The organism is Pseudomonas sp. 3HC3, assembly GCF_044904505.1.
GTDB classification, from domain to species: Bacteria; Pseudomonadota; Gammaproteobacteria; order Pseudomonadales; family Pseudomonadaceae; genus Aquipseudomonas; species Aquipseudomonas putida_Y.
Window position 1 is genome coordinate 167,804 of sequence record NZ_JADDRH010000005.1, and the last position, 15,842, is coordinate 183,645.

At 64.2% G+C, this 15,842-nt stretch carries 14 protein-coding genes; 8 read left to right on the forward strand and 6 right to left on the reverse strand.

Going from position 1 to position 15,842, the window contains the following annotated elements; genetic code table 11:
- Positions 1 to 15 precede the first annotated feature (15 nt).
- Positions 16 to 2,544, reverse strand: a complete 2,529-nt coding sequence (hrpB, locus tag INQ47_RS11095; protein ID WP_404701685.1) for an ATP-dependent helicase HrpB — start codon at positions 2,542 to 2,544, stop codon at positions 16 to 18.
- 115 nt (positions 2,545 to 2,659) lie between these two features.
- On the opposite strand from hrpB, the gene INQ47_RS11100 reads away from it, so the two are divergent.
- Together INQ47_RS11100 and INQ47_RS11105 are read left to right on the forward strand one after the other, a co-directional pair.
- On the forward strand, positions 2,660 to 3,079 hold the full coding sequence (locus INQ47_RS11100) for a hypothetical protein (RefSeq protein ID WP_014592516.1): 420 nt from the start codon (positions 2,660 to 2,662) through the stop codon (positions 3,077 to 3,079).
- 22 nt (positions 3,080 to 3,101) lie between these two features.
- The gene (locus tag INQ47_RS11105) at positions 3,102 to 3,974 is read left to right on the forward strand and encodes a cation diffusion facilitator family transporter (protein ID WP_021784376.1); all 873 of its coding nucleotides are present in this window, start codon (positions 3,102 to 3,104) and stop codon (positions 3,972 to 3,974) included.
- Positions 3,975 to 4,294: 320 nt separating this feature from the next.
- Here INQ47_RS11105 and INQ47_RS11110 read toward each other — a convergent pair whose 3' ends face one another.
- Positions 4,295 to 5,095, reverse strand: a complete 801-nt coding sequence (locus INQ47_RS11110; protein WP_404701686.1) for a DUF6515 family protein — start codon at positions 5,093 to 5,095, stop codon at positions 4,295 to 4,297.
- 395 nt (positions 5,096 to 5,490) lie between these two features.
- On the opposite strand from INQ47_RS11110, the gene INQ47_RS11115 reads away from it, so the two are divergent.
- Positions 5,491 to 5,967, forward strand: coding sequence for an Lrp/AsnC family transcriptional regulator (locus INQ47_RS11115; protein WP_003249795.1), 477 nt, complete (start codon positions 5,491 to 5,493; stop codon positions 5,965 to 5,967).
- 54 nt (positions 5,968 to 6,021) lie between these two features.
- Positions 6,022 to 6,225, forward strand: a complete 204-nt coding sequence (locus INQ47_RS11120; RefSeq protein ID WP_003249787.1) for a DUF2788 domain-containing protein — start codon at positions 6,022 to 6,024, stop codon at positions 6,223 to 6,225.
- 114 nt (positions 6,226 to 6,339) lie between these two features.
- Here the strand turns inward: INQ47_RS11120 and INQ47_RS11125 are convergent, their stop codons facing one another.
- The 3 genes from INQ47_RS11125 to INQ47_RS11135 form a co-directional block, all read right to left on the reverse strand.
- On the reverse strand, positions 6,340 to 6,972 hold the full coding sequence (locus tag INQ47_RS11125) for a pseudouridine synthase (protein WP_404701687.1): 633 nt from the start codon (positions 6,970 to 6,972) through the stop codon (positions 6,340 to 6,342).
- A 6-nt stretch (positions 6,973 to 6,978) separates the two neighbouring features.
- On the reverse strand, positions 6,979 to 8,442 hold the full coding sequence (gene amn, locus INQ47_RS11130; protein ID WP_021784379.1) for an AMP nucleosidase: 1,464 nt from the start codon (positions 8,440 to 8,442) through the stop codon (positions 6,979 to 6,981).
- Between the two features lie 105 nt (positions 8,443 to 8,547).
- Positions 8,548 to 10,200 (reverse strand): acyl-CoA dehydrogenase family protein, encoded by a 1,653-nt coding sequence (locus INQ47_RS11135; protein WP_252459398.1) that lies wholly within the window; start codon positions 10,198 to 10,200, stop codon positions 8,548 to 8,550.
- Positions 10,201 to 10,275: 75 nt separating this feature from the next.
- On the opposite strand from INQ47_RS11135, the gene INQ47_RS11140 reads away from it, so the two are divergent.
- Entirely contained in the window at positions 10,276 to 10,401 is a 126-nt protein-coding gene (locus tag INQ47_RS11140; protein ID WP_404701688.1) for a diguanylate phosphodiesterase, read from the forward strand.
- A 355-nt stretch (positions 10,402 to 10,756) separates the two neighbouring features.
- Here the strand turns inward: INQ47_RS11140 and INQ47_RS11145 are convergent, their stop codons facing one another.
- Positions 10,757 to 12,745 (reverse strand): 7TM diverse intracellular signaling domain-containing protein, encoded by a 1,989-nt coding sequence (locus INQ47_RS11145; protein WP_339444016.1) that lies wholly within the window; start codon positions 12,743 to 12,745, stop codon positions 10,757 to 10,759.
- Positions 12,746 to 13,009: 264 nt separating this feature from the next.
- Between INQ47_RS11145 and INQ47_RS11150 the strand changes: the two genes are divergently transcribed.
- Genes INQ47_RS11150 through hemL form a run of 3 tightly spaced genes read left to right on the forward strand, consistent with a single transcriptional unit; the run spans position 13,010 to position 15,743 of the window.
- On the forward strand, positions 13,010 to 13,807 hold the full coding sequence (locus tag INQ47_RS11150; protein WP_010955404.1) for a hydroxymethylpyrimidine/phosphomethylpyrimidine kinase: 798 nt from the start codon (positions 13,010 to 13,012) through the stop codon (positions 13,805 to 13,807).
- Positions 13,808 to 13,820: 13 nt separating this feature from the next.
- A complete protein-coding gene (gene thiE / locus INQ47_RS11155; RefSeq protein WP_339444017.1) occupies positions 13,821 to 14,444 on the forward strand; it encodes a thiamine phosphate synthase in 624 nt (207 codons plus the stop codon).
- A gap of 15 nt (positions 14,445 to 14,459) precedes the next feature.
- Positions 14,460 to 15,743 carry a glutamate-1-semialdehyde 2,1-aminomutase gene (gene hemL / locus INQ47_RS11160; RefSeq protein WP_012053798.1) on the forward strand — a complete coding sequence of 428 codons (1,284 nt, stop codon included), beginning with the start codon at positions 14,460 to 14,462 and terminating at the stop codon, positions 15,741 to 15,743.
- Positions 15,744 to 15,842: the final 99 nt, after the last annotated feature.

The window sequence follows — 15,842 nt, forward strand, 5'->3', positions numbered from 1 at the left end:
ACTCGGTGTTGAGCATCAGCTCCCCCTCGGCTTGGCCCTCGCAGTAGCCTCGGCCACCAGAGGGTCGTCCGGCCAGTAGTGCTTCGGATAACGCCCTTTCAGGTCTTTCTTCACCTCGGCATAGGTCGTGCGCCAGAAGTTGGCCAGGTCCTGGGTCACCTGCACCGGCCGACGTGCCGGTGACAGCAGGTGCAGCTTGACCTGCTGCCGGCCATTGGCGATGCGCGGGGTGTCGGCAAGGCCGAACAGTTCTTGCAGACGCACGGCGAGAATCGGCGGGGTTTCGCTGTAATCCAGGCGGATGTTCGAGCCGGACGGCACGGCCAGATGCGCCGGAGCCTGTTCTTCCAGGCGTTGCGGCAGCGGCCAGGGTAGCAGGTTGCGCAGCATCGACGGCAAGTCCAGCGCAGCAAAGTGGCTGAGGCGCGATACTTTGCTCAAGTAAGGCTGTAACCAGTCTTCCAGGCTGGCCAGCAGGGCCTCGTCCCCCAGGTCAGGCCATTCACTGTGGCCATCCTTCTGCAGGTCGAGCTGCCGCAGCAGCGCCACACGTGCCTGCCACTGCCGCAGTTCCGGCGTCCAGGTCAGCAGGTTCAAACCTTTGCGCCGGACCAGGCCAAGCAGCGCACGAGCCCTGGCTTCGTCATCCAGCCCGGGCAGCGGCTCGCGGCTTAGGACCAGTTCGCCAACTTTGACCTGACGCTCGGCGCGCAACACCTGCTCGCGCTCGTCCCAATCAAGGATATCGACCCGCTCGACCTGCTCGGCCAGCACGCCATCGAGCAACGCCGGATCGAATTCGGCTGCCAGATAGATCCGCTCCTCACGCTGCCCCTGGCGGCTCCCCAGGTCAGCGATCACCAGCCATGGGCACTTCATCAAGGCATCGACTTCGGCAAACAGCGCCGCACGGCCGTTGGCGAGCCGATACTCCGCCCCGCCCGCCCGGCGCTGCTGGGCGACCCGGTCAGGGTAGGCCAGCGCCAGCAGGGCGCCCAGCCAGCGGGTGTGGTCCGGGTCGGCGACCGGCGCACCGACCTTGCCACGCAACAGGCCACGGTATTGGCGGGCCAGTTGGCGAGCACGCTGCACCCCACCCTGGCCGCCACGCGCAGCCTTGCTCTCACCGCTGACCAGCGCAAGCCGGCTGTGCAAGTCAGCACCACCGCCACGCTGAATGTCCCGCTCCCCTAGAAGTGCAGCCACATCGCATGCCATCTGTGCCAGGCCCAGGTCCTGGCCGCGCAGCAACAAGTGCGCGATGCGTGGGTGAGCCGGCAGTTCGGCCATGGCCTGGCCATGCTCGCTGAGGTTGTCGCGGCTGCCCGGCTTGAAGGCGCTGAGTCGCGCCAACAGGTCCTGTGCCTGGGCGAACGCTGCAGCAGGCGGCTGGTCCAGCCAGCGCAACTGCTCGGGGGTTACACCCCAGCGCGCCAGTTGCAGGGCCAGCCCGGCCAGATCGGCCTGTAGGATCTCGGCACTGCCATGGGCGGCCAGTTGGTCATGCTGGGCCTCGGACCAAAGGCGGTAGCACACGCCAGGCTCCAGACGGCCGGCACGCCCGGCGCGCTGGGTGGCACTGGCGCGGGAAATGCGCTGGGTGTCCAGGCGGGTCATGCCGCTGCCGGGGTCGAAGCGCGGCACCCGGGCCAGGCCGGCATCGATCACCACGCGTACGCCATCGATGGTCAGGCTGGTCTCGGCGATGTTGGTGGCCAGCACAACCTTGCGCAGGCCCTTGGCCGGCGGGTCGATAGCGGCGCGCTGGGCATTGAGGTCGAGCTCGCCATGCAACGGGCACAGCAGAATCTCGGGGCGTGCCCCCAGGGCGTCCTGAAGGCTTTGGTGAACCCGCCGAATCTCGGCTTGCCCAGGCAGGAACACCAGCACGCTGCCGGTCTGGTCGGCCAGCGCATGCAGCACGCTGTCCACCACCCGTGGCTCGATGAACTCGCCTGGCTGGAACGGCCGCCCCCAGCGGATATCCACCGGATGCATGCGCCCTTCACTGCTGACCACCGGGGCGTCGTCCAACAGCCGCGACAGGCGCTCACCTTCCAGCGTCGCCGACATCAGCAGAATCTTCAGGGGCGGGTCGTCACGTAGCAACTCGCGGCCGTTAAGGCTCAGCGCCAGCGCCAGGTCGGCATCCAGGCTGCGCTCGTGAAATTCGTCGAAGATCAGCAGGCCCACACCTTCCAGCGCCGGGTCGGCTTGCAGGCGGCGTGTGAGGATGCCTTCGGTCACCACTTCGATACGGGTTTTCGGCCCGACCTTGCTGTCCAGGCGGATGCGGTAACCCACCGTTTCCCCAACCTGCTCGCCCAGCTCACTGGCCAGCCGTTCGGCTGCTGCCCGCGCTGCCAGGCGCCTTGGCTCGAGCATGAGGATGGTCTGCCCGGCCAGCCACGGTTCGTGCAGCAGCGCCAGCGGCACGCGGGTGGTCTTGCCAGCACCGGGCGGGGCTTCAAGCACCACTTCGTCACGGTTTTCCAGAGCCTGGCGCAGGGCGGGCAAGGCAGCATCAATGGGTAATGAAATCATGGTGGTCCTCGAACAGTGTCGCGAGTATAACGGCGAACCCAGCCTGCTCTATCATGGTCTTAGCATCAGGCGCAGGCGCTTTGCTTGCCCTGCTGATTACTTTTCGGAGATTTACATGCGTATCTCGACCCGCGTCATCGGTGGCGCCCTCATCGCCACCCTGCTGACCCAATTGACGGCCTGCGGCACCATTTTCTACCCGGACCGGCGCGGCCAGATCGGCGGCAAAATTGACCCTGTGGTTGCCGCCATGGATGCCATCGGCATCCTGTTCTACGTGATCCCGGGGCTTATTGCCTTCGGTATCGACTTTGCCACCGGCGCCATCTATTACCCGGGTGGCCGTACTGCCCAGGTTGACCCGGCCAAACTGCAAGAAGCCGTCAGCCCCGATGGCAAGGTCGACAACCTGAAGTTGCAGGCCATTCTGGAAAGCGAACTGGGCCAGCGCCTGCCGCTGAACGACCCAAGGCTGATCCAGCACCGTGGCAGCATCGAACAACTGGCCAGCCTGGGCCTGGTCCCGGCAGCCTGATCCACAAGGACACTGCCCACGGATGATCACTACCCCAGCCGAACACCAGCGCCTGCTGCGCCTGGCCACTCGCGCGTCACTGACGGTCGCCAGCATCCTGGTGCTGAGCAAGGCGCTGGCCTGGTGGCTGAGCGGGTCCGTGAGCCTGCTGGCAGGGTTGACCGACTCGGCACTGGACGCAGTGGCCTCGTTCCTCAACCTGCTGGCGGTACACTACGCCCTGCGTCCGGCCGACGACGATCACCGGTTCGGCCATGGCAAGGCCGAGGCCTTGGCCGGTATGGCTCAGGCGCTGTTCATCGGCGGCAGTGCGGTGCTGATTGGGGTGCAGGCGGTCGAGCGCCTTTACACCCCACAACCGCTGGGTGATACCTCCATCGGCATCGCGGTGATGCTGCTGTCGCTGGTGCTGACCGTCGCCCTGCTGGCACTGCAGCACAAAGTGGTCCGGCTCACCGGCTCTACTGCAGTACGGGCAGACTCCCTGCACTACCGCTCGGACTTGCTGCTCAACGGCAGCATTCTGCTGGCCCTGTTGCTGGCGCGCTTTGGCTGGCCGCAGCTGGATGCGCTGTTCGGCCTGGGCATCGCCTTTTACATCCTCTGGAGCGCGCTGCAAATTGCCCGCGAAAGTACGGCGATCCTGATGGACAAGGCGTTACCCGGCGATGTCGGCGAGGACATGGCCGCGCTGGTGCTGGCCGTTGCAGGCGTGAAAGGCGTGCATGACCTGCGCACGCGCGTCTCGGGCAACCAGTGGTTTGTGCAACTGCACCTGGAACTGCCGGGGCACCTGCCGCTGCATGAGGCGCATGGCTTGTGCGTGGAGGCCTCGCGGGTGATCCGCCAGCGTTATCCACAGGCGGACGTGATGGTGCACGCCGACCCGGTATGAGGTAACCACCCATGCCCCACCCCTTGTAGGCGCGGGTTCATCGCGAAAGGGCCGGGGCTGCTGGCCAATTTCCACCCGCCGATCACCGTTGCCGCCGCTACCGTATTCGCGGGTAAACCCGCTCCTACACACGCATGAGCTGCGCCCCGGTGTTGGATTTTTTGTCCAACATCCGGGGCGCAGCTCAGCACAGGCCTTTGTAGGAGCGGGTTCACCCGCGAAAGGGCCGGGGCTGCTGGCCAATTTCCACCCGCCGATCACCGTTGCCGCCGCTACCGTATTCGCAGGTAAACCCGCTCCTACAGGGGTTTGAGCAGGGTTCAGTTGATGCTGTAACCCCGACCACTGAAACAGGCACCCAGCGCCCGCCGATAATTGTCGAGCACATTGGCCGCAGGTGCGTACGTTGCCGTCGCCGGGTCGAAGCCCGACTGGCTCACCGCCCAGCGATGGCACTGGTAGCGGTCCTGCTCCTGCTGTTCCTGACCCTGGCCATACATCGGATAAGCCACCACGTCATACCCGCCATTTGCCGGGGCCACCGGCACGGGCGACGGCACGCCGACCGGCGGGCTGACCACCACATATTCCTGGCTGTCTGCCAGGTACTGGTAATAGGTATCGGCCACCAGAAAGAACAGCGCACCACCCAACCACACTTCCCGCGCATAAGGCGGCAGGTAATTGACCCGCACGCCGTACGGCGGGGTCACCACGATGTAATTGCCCCCGTGCGGGCGGTACCAGTAACCCCCGGAGTAGAAATAGTCAGCGCCCCGGTAGGGTACTTTCCAGTAGCGGTCAGAAAAATGGTCCACCCTGTGCCCTGGGCGAAACTGCGGCCCAGGCCCCCAGCCATTGCCGTGGCCATCCGGGCGCCCCTGCCAGTCGCCACCGGGCCGTTGCCCCGGGCCACCGGCTTGCCAGTGGTGATCATCACCGTGGCGGCGGGGAATGTCCTGGTAATACCCCTGGCGCGGCGGCTGGGTCTGGCGCACTTCGTCGCGCGAGTTGAGCGAGCGCCCCGACGGCCCCTCGCCAGGCCCTTCAGCCAGGGCCCCAAGGCTGATGCTCAAACCTAGCAAACCAACACCTGCCAACTGCCAGATGCGCGACGTCATGGTGTTCCTCTCGGTAGAAAAAACTGCAACCATCGCCAGTCTACCGCGCCCATGACACAGGCCAATTAAAATTCCCGGCATGAAAAAAGGGAGGCCACAGGGCCTCCCTTCAGGAATTGTCGTCCGTGCTCGGCACTTGTGGCGCCGGCTCACCTCACACCGTCTTCTGGAAGGTGTGTAGCCCGGGGGCCTGCAGATCCTGTTGGATGGCTGGCCGCGACCGCCCGCCTAGGGCGCGTCGCCGTGGACTGATGTCCGGGCAGTGATTCTGGTGATAAAGATACCGGAGGGGTTGCGACAGAGGATTGCGAAGATTGCTCAGATAAATAGCACTTGCGCAATTTTTCACCCTGGATTGATAATTCGCAGCAATCCGAACAGAGAAGGCAAATGCCATGAGCAAACTTGACCGCTACGACCTGAGCATCCTCGCCGAATTGCAGCGCGATGCGCGCATTTCCAACCAGGAACTGGCCGAACGCATCGGCCTGTCGCCATCGCCATGCTCACGTCGGGTCAAGCAACTGGAAGACGACGGCTACATCTCGCGCCAGGTGGCCCTGCTCGACCGCAAGAAGCTGGGCCTGAGCCTGACCGCCTATGTGTTGATAGGCATGGACCGCCACACCCCGGAGCGCTTTGAAACATTCGAGGCCGCCATCCGCAACCTGCCGCAGGTGCTCGAGTGCAGCCTGGTCACCGGCATGGATGCGGACTATCAGCTGAAAGTGGTGGTGCCGGACATGGACCACTACCAGAAACTGCTTCTAGGCAGCCTGACGCGTATCGAAGGCGTCACCAGCGTGCGTTCGAGCTTCGTGCTCAACCAGGTACTGGCCAGCACCGAGCTGCCATTGACCCACCTGCGTTAAATGCTCACGCCAGCCGGCGTATAATCGGACGCTCAACCCGCCTGGAGAACACCGATGGATCCCGCCGTATTCGAAGAATGGATGATGATTATCCTGGTCACCGTATTGATCGGTTTCATGGGCTTCATCGTCTGGGACCTGGCGAAAAAGTCCAAGGCAGGCAAGTTCGGCACGCTGATCCTGTTCTTCGTGCTGGGCCTGGGGGTGCTGGCCTTCATCATCAAGAGCGTGGTGGTGGGGTTTCTGGAAGGCGTATAAAACATTTCAGGACCATTCGCGGGCACGCCCGCCCCCACAGGTTTGGCGCTGCCTTCAAGTACTGCGCCGTCCCTGTGGGAGCGGGCGTGCCCGCGAACAGACCCTTGACCTGAGCTAAAGCTTGGCAGGGGCCTCGCGCCAGCACCCCTGCTCCAGCCCATCCAGAGCCCAGTTACCGATCCGCACGCGCACCAGGCGTAACGTCGGCAAGCCCACAGCCGCCGTCATCCGCCGCACCTGGCGGTTACGCCCTTCGCGAATCACCAGCTCCAGCCAGCTGGTCGGCACACTTTTGCGAAACCGTACCGGCGGGTTGCGCGGCCACAGTTCGGGTTCTTCCAGGCGCCGCGCCTCGGCCGGCAAGGTCGGCCCATCGTTCAGCTCCACACCATCGCGCAAACGCTGCAACTGCTCGTCACTCGGTTCACCTTCCACCTGCACCCAGTAGGTTTTGGCCAGCTTGTGCTTCGGGTCGGCAATCCGCGCCTGTAGCCCACCATCATTGGTCAACAACAGCAGGCCTTCGCTATCGCGGTCCAAACGCCCGGCCGGGTATACGCCCGGGATGTCGATGAAGTCCTTGAGCGTCGCGCGCCCTTCACCGTCGCTGAATTGGGTCAGCACGTCGAACGGTTTGTTGAACAGGATCAGACGCGGCTCGGCGGGTGGCGCCTTGGCCTGGCGACGCGGGCCGGCGGCAGGCCGCGCCGGGGGGCGGCGCGGCTTGTTACGGGGTGGCAGTGACATGGATCCTCAGCGGAACGGCGGCTCATCGAAGCTGCGCAGTTTACGCGAGTGCAGCGAGTTGAGCTCGGTGCGCAGCAAGTCGAGGGCGGCAATGCCGATCTTCAGGTGCTGGCTGACCGCCCGGTTGTAGAAGGCGTTGGCCGAACCTGGCAGTTTGATTTCGCTGTGCAGCGGCTTGTCGGACACACACAGCAAGGTGCCGTAAGGCACGCGCAAACGGTAGCCCTGGGCAGCAATGGTGCCGCTTTCCATATCCACCGCCACGGCACGCGACAGGTTGATCAGCGGGCGTTCCTGGGCCCAGCGCAGCTCCCAGTTGCGGTCGTCGTAGGTCAGCACGGTGCCGGTGCGCAGGCGCTTTTTCAACTGCTCGCCACGCTCGCCAGTGACCTGTGCGGCAGCCTCCTGCAAGGCCATCTGCACTTCGGCCAGGGCCGGGATCGGGATATTCGGCGGCACGACCCGGTCGAGAATGCCGTCACGGCGCATATAGGCGTGTGCCAGCACGTAGTCGCCGATGGTCTGCGACTGCCGCAGGCCGCCGCAGTGGCCGATCATCAGCCAGCAATGCGGGCGCAGCACGGCCAGGTGGTCGGTGATGTTCTTGGCGTTGGACGGGCCGACACCAATGTTGACCAAGGTAACGCCATTGCCGTCGGCGGCGATCAGGTGGTAGGCCGGCATCTGGAAGCGGTGCCAGACCACGCTGGCCACCAGGGCCTGGGTTTCGCCATGGTCCATGCCCTTTTCGATCACGACGTTGCCCGGCAGCACCATACGCACAAAGCGCGAGTCGTCACGCAGCTGTTCCAGGCCATGGCTGATGAACTGGTCGACATAGCGGTGGTAGTTGGTCAGCAGGATCCACGGCTGTACATGGCGCCAGTCGCTGCCGGTGTAGTGCACCAGGCGGCGCAGCGAGAAGTCGACCCGCGCGGCATCGAACAACGCCAGTGGCATGATTTCGGCACGGTCCCAGTCGTACAGGCCATCAGCGATGTTGTCGGTGGCCGCCGACAGGTCGGTGCTGGGGAACACCCGCGCCAGCTGCGCAGCGGTAATGCCGCTGCCGGCCAGCTCGTCGCCCTGGTCGACCACATAGGGGTAAGGGATGTTCTGCTCGCTGACGCCGACTTCTACCGTGACGGTGTAGTCATGCATCAGCGGGCGCAGTTGTTCCAGCAGGTAGCCACGGAACGCAGCGGGCTGGGTGACGGTGACGCTGTAGGTGCCGGCAACCTGGACCTTGGCGTAGGCGCGGGTGGTGGCGGCGACTTCGCCATGGCTGTAGTAGGTCAGACGCAGTGCCGGGTAGCGGAACAGGTCGCGCTCATCGGCATCGGGCTCGGTACGGTCCTTCAGGTAACGCTTCAGGGCCTTACTAAGGGCCCCTGTGGCCTGTTCATGCAAGGCCGCCAGACGGTCGACGGCCTGTTCGGGGGTATCAACGACTACAAAAGCGTGGCTCACACTGTGCTTCCTGTCTGGACATGCATGTGATCCATCTTGCCTGCCTTCTTGGTTAAATACACCCCCATTGATCGCTGTTGGGTTGATTCGCGGGCGAGTCCGCTGCTACAGCGGCCAGGCAGGCGTAGCCCTTGTTACCAATGCCATCACATCCACACCTCGCGGTAGCGCCCCATACACCCGGCCACCACCGGCCAAGCGGCTGCCGATAAACGCATCACTGACCTCTGTATTCCCCGCCTCCAGCAGCAGCTTGGCCTGCAACGCCAGGGCAATATCCTCGGTCAGTTGGCGCGCGCGGTACTGCATGTCACCGGTGTCGGCAAACGCCCCCTTGAGGTTGCCGATATGCGCCGCCAGGCGCGGGTCGCCATGCCCGTCACCCAGCTCGGCAAACAGTGCATCGAGCACTCCCGGCTCCTTGGACAATGCCCGCAGCACATCCAGGCACTGCACGTTGCCCGAGCCCTCCCAGGTCGAGTTGACCGGCGCCTCGCGGTACAGCCGTGGCAGAATGCTGTCTTCCACATAACCCGCGCCACCCAGGCATTCGGCGGCCTCGTTGATCATGGCCGGCGCACGTTTGCAGATCCAGTACTTGCCCACCGCCGTGACCAACCGGGCGAAATGCGCCTGCTGCGGGTCGTCCAGTTGCTCCAGCGCCTGGCCCATGCGCAAGCTCAGGGCAAGCGCGGCCTCGCTTTCCAGGGCCAAGTCGGCCAGCACGTTCTGCATCAGAGGTTGCTCATTAAGCACCCGCCCGCCGACCTTGCGATGCGCGCAATGGTGGGCTGCCTGTGTCAACGCCTGGCGCATCAGTGCGCTGGAGCCGACCATGCAGTCGAACCGGGTCATGGCGACCATCTCGATGATGGTCGCCACGCCACGCCCCTCTTCGCCAATCATCCACGCCAGCGCACCGCGGAACTCCACCTCGCTGGAGGCGTTGGAGCTGTTGCCCAGCTTGTTCTTCAGGCGCTGGATATAGAACTGGTTGCGGTTGTCATCCGGGCGGTGGCGCGGCAGCAGGAAGCAGCTCAGGCCTTTTTCGGTTTGCGCCAAGGTCAGGAAAGCGTCGCACATAGGCGCCGAGCAGAACCACTTGTGGCCAACCAGCTCATAGGCTTGCCCCGGGCCCGGTGCACCGACCGGATAGGCACGGGTAGTGTTGGCGCGCACATCGGTGCCGCCCTGCTTTTCGGTCATGGCCATGCCCAGGGTGACCCCGGCCTTGTGGCGGTCACCAACGTTGCGCGGGTCATATTCGCAGGCAAGAACTTTCGGCAGCCAGTATTCAGCCAGCTCAGGCTGCAGGCGCAATGCCGGCACGGCAGCAAACGTCATGGTCAGCGGGCAGCCGGTGCCGGCCTCGGCCTGGCTGTGCAGGTAGGTCATCGAAGCCCGTGCAACATGGGCGCCAGCACGGGGTTCGGCCCATGGTAAAGAAGGCAGGCCATGTTCGACGGCGGTACGCATCAGTTCATGGTAGGCCGGGTGGAACTCGACCAGATCGATGCGATGGCCATAGCGGTCGTGGCTGCTGAACTCCGGTTTGTGCGCGTTGGCCAGGAAGCCTGCCTGCATCAGCGGGCCGCCGGCCAGGGCACCATAGGCGTCGATCCGCGACTCGGCCCAGCCCGCGCCAAAACGCCTTGACCATTCTTGCAAGGGCAGGTCGAGGCGGTACAGGTTGGCGCCGTCGAGCGGCGGCGGCTGGTTGGTGACTTCGTGGGTTTCAGCGTACTGGTGCAGGTTCATCGGAGGGCTCCTGGATCCGGGTAAGCTTGAGAGACCCAGTGAAGCACTGCTTGCGGGGTAGTCAAAGGGGTATTCATGACTAAACGTGTGGTTGCTGGCGTGCGCGCGTGTAGGAGCGGGTTTACCCGCGAATACGGTGGTGGCGGCAACGGTGAACGGCGGGTGGATATCGGCCAGCAGACCCGGCCCTTTCGCGGGTGAACCCGCTCCTACAACGACCTGTGTGTAGGAGCGGGTTTACCCGCGAATACGATGGTGGCGGCAACGGTGAACGGTGGGTAGATATTGGCCAGCAGGTCCGGCCCTTTCGCGGGTGAACCCGCTCCTACAACGACCTGTGCTGTGTAGGAGCGGGTTTACCCGCGAATACGGTGGTGGCGGCAACGGTGGGTGGATATTGGCCAGCAGACCCGGCCCTTTCGCGGGTGAACCCGCTCCTACAACGACCTGTGCTGTGTAGGAGCGGGTTTACCCGCGAATACGGTGGTGGCGGCAACGGTGAACGGTGGGTGGATATTGGCCAGCAGACCCGGCCCTTTCGCGGGTGAACCCGCTCCTACAGCGAGCGCCGCGCCTGCAGCATGTTCGGGTTCATCTGCGCCTGCGAAATCGCCATGTCCAAACTCAACTCGAAGCGGCTACCCAACCCGCGCGTCGATTCATGTGCCAATCTCGCCCCCAGCAACTCCCCCATCTGCCGGCAAATCGACAAGCCAATCCCCAAACCGCCATACCGCCGGGTCATCGAACCATCGACCTGGAAGAACCGCTGGTACAGGGTCGACTGCTCCAGATCATCGAAACCGATACCGCTGTCGCTGACGGTAAAGGTCAACGCCAGATCACCCGGCCCCACCCGGCGGCCGCGCACCTGGATCATCACCCCGCCCTGATGGGTGAACTTCAAGCCGTTGTCCACCAGGCAACCCAGGCAGTGCGCCAGTTTCTGCCCGTCACCGAGCAACTCGTCCGGCAGGTCGGCCGGAATATCCAGGCTCAGGTACAAGCCTTTGCCCAGAGCCTGCCCGGCATAACCGGCGCGCAAGCCCTGCAACAGGGCGCGCAGGCTGAACGGTGCCGGCTGCACCCGCAGGCGGCCGGCCTGCAATTCGGACAGGGTAAGAATGGCGTCGACCATATCCATCATGCCTTGGGCGGACCCCACTGCCGTGTGATGGTACTGAGCCATTTCGGTATCCATCGGCAGGGTATGCATCAGCTCGAGCGAGCCAATCACCCCGTTCATTGGGGTGCGCAGCTCATGAGTCACGCTGGCCAGGAACTCGTCCTTCAGGCGATTGCTCCTGGCCAGTTGCAGGTTCAGTTGCTCCAGCGTGCGCCCAGTGTCGCGCAAGGTCTGCGCCTGCTGCTCGCGCAGGCTGTTGATGCGGTCGGCCAGGGCCAGCGACAGCAAGGCCACCTCCAGCGCCGAACCCAACTGGCTGGCATACATGGTGATGAACACGTTCGGCAGGTAACCCAACACCATCAAGGTGTTGACCAAGCCGCCAAGCAGGAACGCCGTCCAGGCGATGATGAACCAGCGCGCCACTCGAAAGCCGCGCCACCAGGCGTACAAGCCGGCGCTGAAGACGCTTACGGTGAACAGCAGTGCCAGCAGCGTGGCCATGCGCAGAGCAGTACCGTAGGGCATGCTCACCGCCAGCACCATGACCAGCGCACCACCCAGCATCAGCAGTTGCAACAGGCGGTCGAAACCACGGCTGATGCCGCCCAATTGCAGGAAGTGCCGGGCGAACTGGCAACCGAACAAGCCGGCTGCACCAATGAACAATGGCGTGGAGGCATTCGCCCACCAAGGGCTGTCTGGCCAGAAGTAGGCTACACCGGCGCCGTTCACCGAGACCTGGTAAAGGCCGAACGAAGCAATGTAAAGGATGTAGTAGAGGTAGCTGACGTCGCGCACGCTCAGGTAGATGAACAGGTTGTATACCAGCATCACCAGCAACACGCCGTAGATCATCCCCAGCACATACAGGCGCGTGGGCTGCTCTTCCAGGTAGGCTTCAGGGGACCATAGCGCCAGCGGCGCTTGCACCGACCCCTGGCTGTGCAGCCGCAGGTACGCGGTAGTCACCTTGCCAGGGGGCAATTGCAGTTCGAACAAGTAGTTGTTCTGCCGGATCTGCCGGCTGTCGTAGGGCAAGGCATCGCCGGTGCGCTGCGCCAGTCGGTACATGCCGCTGCTGTCAGGCAAATAGAGTTCGAGGTGGTCCAGCGGCGGGTAGGCCAGCTCCAGCAACCATTGCCGCGGGGCTGCACTGGGCGCGGCAACGGGGCGCAACTCGACCTTGAGCCAGAACACCGAGGTGGAGTAACCGGCGTTCAGCACATCTTCATGGTGGGGCTGAAAGTGTTTGGCAAACCCGGGGGCACTGACCTGAGCGATGCTGGCATTGCCATCGGGGTCTTCATAAACCTGCATGGCCTTGCCCAGGGGAAGATGCCGGGTAGCGTCGTCGAAATCGACCGCTCCGGCCAGCACGGGCAGCAAGCCCAGAAGCACAATCAGCAAATAGCGCATACAGCCCCAGCATGGCCTGTCCGGTCGCGTCGCGGTAGCCTCCCATCCGTTTGAGACGACGTGATCCTGCAGAACCCGTTTGTAGAGTTATCCGAGCACTCTAGCATAGCTTCACAACCTGGCAATGGGCCATAAAAAACACAAAGAAAAGGCTCTAAATCAACGCTTTCAATAGAAAAACAACAAGCAACCTGACCGATCGATCAGTAAAACTCGTTTGTCGGACGATCCGCCCAAACAGGTTTGGTGGTAAGCTCGCCGACCATGAATACCTACAGCTCCCGCCCCGTTGTCCTCTGTCTCTCCGGCCACGACCCCAGTGGCGGCGCCGGCTTGCAGGCAGATATCGAAGCCCTTATCGCCCAAGGCTGCCACGCTGCACCTGCAGTGACTGCCCTGACCGTACAGGATACCGTCAACGTTTCCGACTTCCGCGTGCTCGACCGCGAGTGGGTGCTGGCCCAGGCCAACGCCGTGCTGGCCGACTCCACGGTGGCCGCCGTCAAGTTGGGCATGCTCGGCTCGATCGAGATGGTCGACACCGTCGCCGAGCTGCTGGCCGCCCACCCCCACCTGCCGCTGGTCTGTGACCCGGTGCTGCGCGCCGGTGGTGGTGGCCGCCTGGGCAAGGACGAGGTGGGCTACGCCCTGCGCGAACGCCTGCTGCCGCTGGCGACCATCGCCACACCGAACCTGCCCGAAGCACGCATCCTCGCCGAACTGCCCGAAGGCACCGCTGACGAATGCGCCGAGAAACTGTTGCCGTTCTGTAGACACCTGCTGATTACCGGCGGTCACGGCGACGAAGACGAAATCCACAACCGCCTGTACACCCAGGACGGCCAGCACTTCACCTGGACTTGCCAGCGCCTGCCAGGCAGCTACCACGGCTCGGGCTGTACCCTGGCCAGCGCCCTGGCCGGCCGCCTGGCGCTCGGCGAGCAGCTGGAAAGCGCCGTGCGCACCGCCCTGGACTACACCTGGCGCACCCTGCGTGACGCCGAGCAACTGGGCAAGGGCCAGTACGTGCCGCGCCGCCTGCCCCTGGACTTCTGCTCCTGATACGAGGCCTTCAATGAAGCTACGCGGTCTGTATGCCATCACCGACAGCCAGCTGCTCGCCGGCCGTTTCCTGTCCCATGTCGAGGCGGCCCTGGAAGGCGGCGTGTGTCTGCTGCAGTACCGCGACAAGAGCGACGATGCAGCGCGCCGCCTGCGTGAAGCCGAAGAGCTGATGAAGCTCTGCGAGCGTTACGGCACCCAGTTGCTGATCAACGACGACGCCGAACTGGCCGCACGCCTGGGTGTCGGCGTGCACCTGGGCCAGACCGACGGCCCGCTGACCCCGGCCCGCGCACTGCTCGGCCGCCAGGCAATCATCGGCTCCACCTGTCACGCCAGCCTCGAACTGGCCACCCAGGCTGCCAGCGAAGGCGCCAGCTACGTGGCGTTTGGCCGCTTCTTCAATTCTGTCACCAAGCCGGGCGCGCCCGCTGCCAACGTCGAGCTGCTGCAGCAGGCCCGCGCCCAGGTGAAACTGCCGATCGCAGTGATCGGTGGCATCACCCTCGACAACGCCGCCCCGCTGGTCGCCCACGGTGCCGACTTGCTGGCGGTGATCCACGGTTTGTTCGGTGCCGACAGCGCGCAGGAAGTCACCCGCCGCGCCCGCGCCTTCAACGCCTTGTTCGCATCCTGATTCGAGAGATACTTCATGTCCCGTTCCGAAGCCCTGTTCGCCCAAGCCCAGAAGCACATCCCCGGCGGCGTCAACTCGCCAGTCCGCGCTTTCAAGAGCGTTGGCGGCACGCCGCTGTTCTTCAAGCATGCCGAAGGCGCCTATGTCGTTGACGAGGACGACAAACGCTACGTCGACTACGTCGGCTCGTGGGGCCCGATGATCCTCGGCCACGGCCACCCGGACGTGCTGGACTCGGTACGCAAGCAACTGGAGCACGGCCTGTCCTACGGCGCGCCGACCGCCATGGAAACCGAGATGGCCGATCTGGTCTGCTCGATCGTACCGTCGATGGAAATGGTGCGCATGGTCAGTTCGGGCACCGAAGCCACCATGAGCGCCATCCGCCTGGCCCGTGGCTACACTGGCCGCGACGCCATCATCAAGTTCGAAGGCTGCTACCACGGCCACTCCGACAGCCTGCTGGTAAAAGCCGGCTCCGGCTTGCTGACCCAAGGCGTGCCAAGCTCGGCAGGCGTACCAGCGGATTTCGCCAAACACACCCTGACCCTGCCATTCAACGACATCGCCGCCGTCGAGAAGACCTTGGCCGAAGTTGGCCAAACCGTGGCCTGCATCATCGTGGAGCCCGTGGCCGGCAACATGAACTGCGTACCACCGGCACCGGGCTTCCTCGAGGGCCTGCGTGAGCAATGCGACAAGCATGGCGTGGTGCTGATTTTCGACGAAGTGATGACCGGTTTCCGCGTCTCGCTCGGCGGCGCCCAAGGCCATTACGGCATCACGCCGGACCTGTCGACCTTCGGCAAGATCGTCGGTGGCGGCATGCCGGTCGGCTGCTTCGGCGGCAAGCGTGAAATCATGGGCTGCATCGCCCCGCTCGGCCCGGTCTACCAGGCCGGCACCCTGTCGGGCAATCCGCTGGCCATGGCCGCCGGCCTGACCACCCTCAAGCTGATCAGCCGCCCAGGCTTCCACGCCGAGCTGACCGACTACACCAGCCGCATGCTTGACGGCCTGCAGCAACGCGCCGATGCCGCTGGCGTGCCGTTCGTCACCACCCAGGCCGGTGCCATGTTCGGCCTGTATTTCAGCGGCGCCGACGATATCGTCACCTTCGAAGACGTGATGGCCAGCGATGCCGAGCGCTTCAAGCGCTTCTTCCACCTGATGCTCGACGGTGGCGTGTACCTGGCACCGAGCGCATTCGAAGCGGGCTTCACCTCCATCGCCCATGGCGACAAGGAGCTGCAGATCACCCTGGATGCGGCTGAGAAAGCCTTTGCTGCCCTGAAGTGATGGCCAGCCTGTACCGGCCTCTTCGTGAGCCAACCCACTCCTACACTCATGAAAGCGACACCCCCTTGTAGGAGCGGGTTCACCCACGAAGAGGCCGGC